Here is a 2,896-nt window from a genome sequence, read left to right on the forward strand (position 1 = left end):
TCGCTTGAGGGCCGAGAAACGGGAATAAGCGACTGATTTGATCTTTTTTTCGATCAAGCGCCATTTTTTAAATAGCCACGAGCTGCGGTCAGCCAAAAAGACGCGGCTATTTCAGACCATCCCTAGTAGGAATAGATGACATATTTAAAAAATACAATGACAAAAACAACAAAACTCCATTATTACAATACAAACTAATTGAACGATACACACTCCCTCTACTTTACTATTCAGCCCAATGGCAGAAACTCGAAAAAAATTTAAAAATCGAGTTTGAGGAGTGGTCTAGAAAAGGCTTGGCGAATTACACAATTGACAGACAAGGGAAAATATACTGGTCGTACGAAATAATTGAAATTTCTCATAGATCATCTGAAAAATGAACACCCCCTCATCGCTCTATTTAGCCACATACATATGGGCACTCTTTTGTGCTAGCGCTGCAAATATACTCTTAGGACTTTCATCACTCTATTGGCGGGAGCTAAGCGTTTTCTCGCCCTTGACACTTGTTGCTTGTCGAATATTGCTTTCCCTAATCACGCTAGCACTTATTATTTCCTGGACAAGAAAAATTCAAGAATTTAAAAAACTAAAAATAAAAACTCTAAGCCTACACTTCGGCGCCTCCATACTCCTGAGTATAAACTGGGGGACGTTTATATGGGCTTCAGTAAATGGACATATTTTAGAAAGCGGTTTCGGATACTTATTAGCCCCATTCCTATCAATAGGCATAGGTGTACTTATTTACAATGAAACACTTAGATCTACTCAAATCCTTTCAATTATCACAATATCTGCCTCAGCCACACTGCTAATTTTATACGACAGCGAACTCAATCACTGGGTATATTCAGCAATAGCTATATCTTGGGGCTTATACACATGTACAAAAAAAGCCACCTCATTAAGCTCTATAAGTGGGCTTCTAATAGAAACTCTATTTTTGAGTATCGGAATTTTATTGGCATGGATTATACTTGACTGGTCATTGGTGTGGCCCGAAAATACCACATATCGTTTTCGATGGTTGATTCTCTTCGCCGGATGTGTCTCAGTCATACCTTTAGCGATGTTCGCTTACGCAGCAAAAAGACTCCTCCTTGCAACGACTGGCTTTCTTCAGTTTATGCTCCCTATCACACAATTTTTTGTTGCCATATTTTTTTACAGACAATCTATTTCAATAGGATCCTTGTCTTTATTTTTAGTAACATTTGGAATATTAGTTTCTCTATTTCTTTACGAATGCGCCGACACTCGATCTCAACAAAGGAGCTCGATCAAATGAAAAATTATTATGATGTAATAGTCGTTGGCCTTGGAATTTTTGGGGCGTCTGCGCTGTGGCGATTGGCATCGAAAGGTAAACGTGTGTTGGGAGTCGATGCTGGTGGACCCACTCACTGCTTCGGATCGTCTCATGGCAGCTCAAGAATTTTTCGCCGCGCTTATTGGGAGGGAGAAAAATACCTTCCTCTTCTCAACCATGCAGATACGCTATGGAATGAGTTGGAGGCCGTAGCTCAAAGAAAACTCTTATTTAGAACCGGCGGTATTTTTATTGGACACAGCGACAGTCGCGTGGTGAAAGGAAGTACGAGAACAGCCAAACTTTCTCAAATAAAACACAGCCTATTGACCGCAGATAAAGTCTGCCGGCATGTTCCAGCATTTAATATACCCCATAACTTTGAAGCTCTATACGAACCAGGTGCCTACGCAATTTCCGCCTGTGACGCCAGATTGACAATGTTAAATGAGGCAGTGCATCAAGGCGTCGTAACACTATTCGGCGAAAGTGTTGTGTCTGTAAAAAACAATGGTGCGGGTGCAACATTGAAAACCAAGAATGGTAATTCTTATACTGCAAAATCAGTAATTGTTACGACCGGCCCTTGGATTGCTGAACAGCTGCTACCCGAGCTAAAGGATTACCTAGAAACCAGAAAGCTGCCTGTTTACTGGTTCACTCCAAAAACAGGATCGGAAAATATTTTTTCTCCTGAAAATTTTCCAGTCTTTCTCTATGAGTCCTCACATGGTCATCTACTGTACGGAGTGCCCTCAATTGTCAGCAATGAACCTGGTGTAAAGATAGGATTTCATAATCGGCAACAGATCCCGACACATCCCTCGTGGATGGAAGTCCAGATCTCGCAGCAATCGATAGAAGAAATATCTACCATTGTCAGCCCCCTATTGCCTGATCTTGAACGTTTACCAGCACGAGCAAAAAACTGCTTCTATACCATGAGCAAGGATGAATCTTTTTTGATCGGCGCCTCCACTAAACTGAACTCGGTGTATTTTGCATCCGCATGTTCAGGACATGGATTCAAGTTTGCAACTGCTATAGGTGATGCTCTTGCACACTTGGTCAACGGACAGGATCCAAGCGTATCAATTTCAGAATTCTCCCCAACACGTTTTTGGAACTAAAAAATACTGCAACTGTTGAAAAACATTAAGCCGTCAAGGAGCGACGTTCTCGCCCCCTGACTGACTCCACTTCGTGTATCAAAGCAGCTTGGTAATTTCGTCTTTGATCAACAAGCGTTTTTCCTTCAGTTTCTTCAAATCATCATCGTTGCCGGCGGCCCTTTCGGCGCTTAACACCAATTCATCGACAGTCTTGTATTTGTCAAATAACGCATTCAGATGAGGCTTCTCTGCTCGGCGTTTTTCGACATCTTCCTTACTCAACCCCAAATCCTGATAAAGATCATGTTTCACTGGCATGAAGTACCTCCGCAAGTTAATCAATGTAAGCGCTCCATAAACCCCACCTTCAAATGACCCAAGTACGACCTGATGCTGTGCTCCCGATTTTCTTTCTGGAGCCAGCCCATGATGCGCCCCGATCCCAAGGTTAAAGCCGTTTATCTTTATC

The 2,896-nt window shown here is 42.1% G+C and carries 2 protein-coding genes; one reads left to right on the forward strand and one right to left on the reverse strand.

All coding sequences use genetic code 11. From position 1 onward, the window contains the following. The first annotated feature begins 1,290 nt into the window (after positions 1-1,290). A complete protein-coding gene (gene solA / locus BLL38_RS29630; RefSeq protein WP_076965355.1) occupies positions 1,291-2,445 on the forward strand; it encodes an N-methyl-L-tryptophan oxidase in 1,155 nt (384 codons plus the stop codon). Between the two features lie 78 nt (positions 2,446-2,523). On the opposite strand, the gene BLL38_RS29635 is transcribed toward solA, so the two are convergent. After that, complete coding sequence (locus BLL38_RS29635) at positions 2,524-2,745, reverse strand: DUF465 domain-containing protein (RefSeq protein WP_076965357.1); 222 nt, start codon at positions 2,743-2,745, stop codon at positions 2,524-2,526. Positions 2,746-2,896 lie beyond the last annotated feature (151 nt).

Source organism: Pseudomonas gessardii (assembly GCF_001983165.1).
In the GTDB taxonomy this organism is placed as follows: Bacteria; Pseudomonadota; Gammaproteobacteria; order Pseudomonadales; family Pseudomonadaceae; genus Aquipseudomonas; species Aquipseudomonas gessardii.

Bases quoted from the DNA above. Each gene is read 5' to 3' on its own strand.
- solA (WP_076965355.1), top strand. From the start codon at position 1,291: ATGAAAAATTATTATGATGTAATAGTCGTTGGCCTTGGAATTTTTGGG.
- BLL38_RS29635 (WP_076965357.1), bottom strand. From the start codon at position 2,745: ATGCCAGTGAAACATGATCTTTATCAGGATTTGGGGTTGAGTAAGGAA.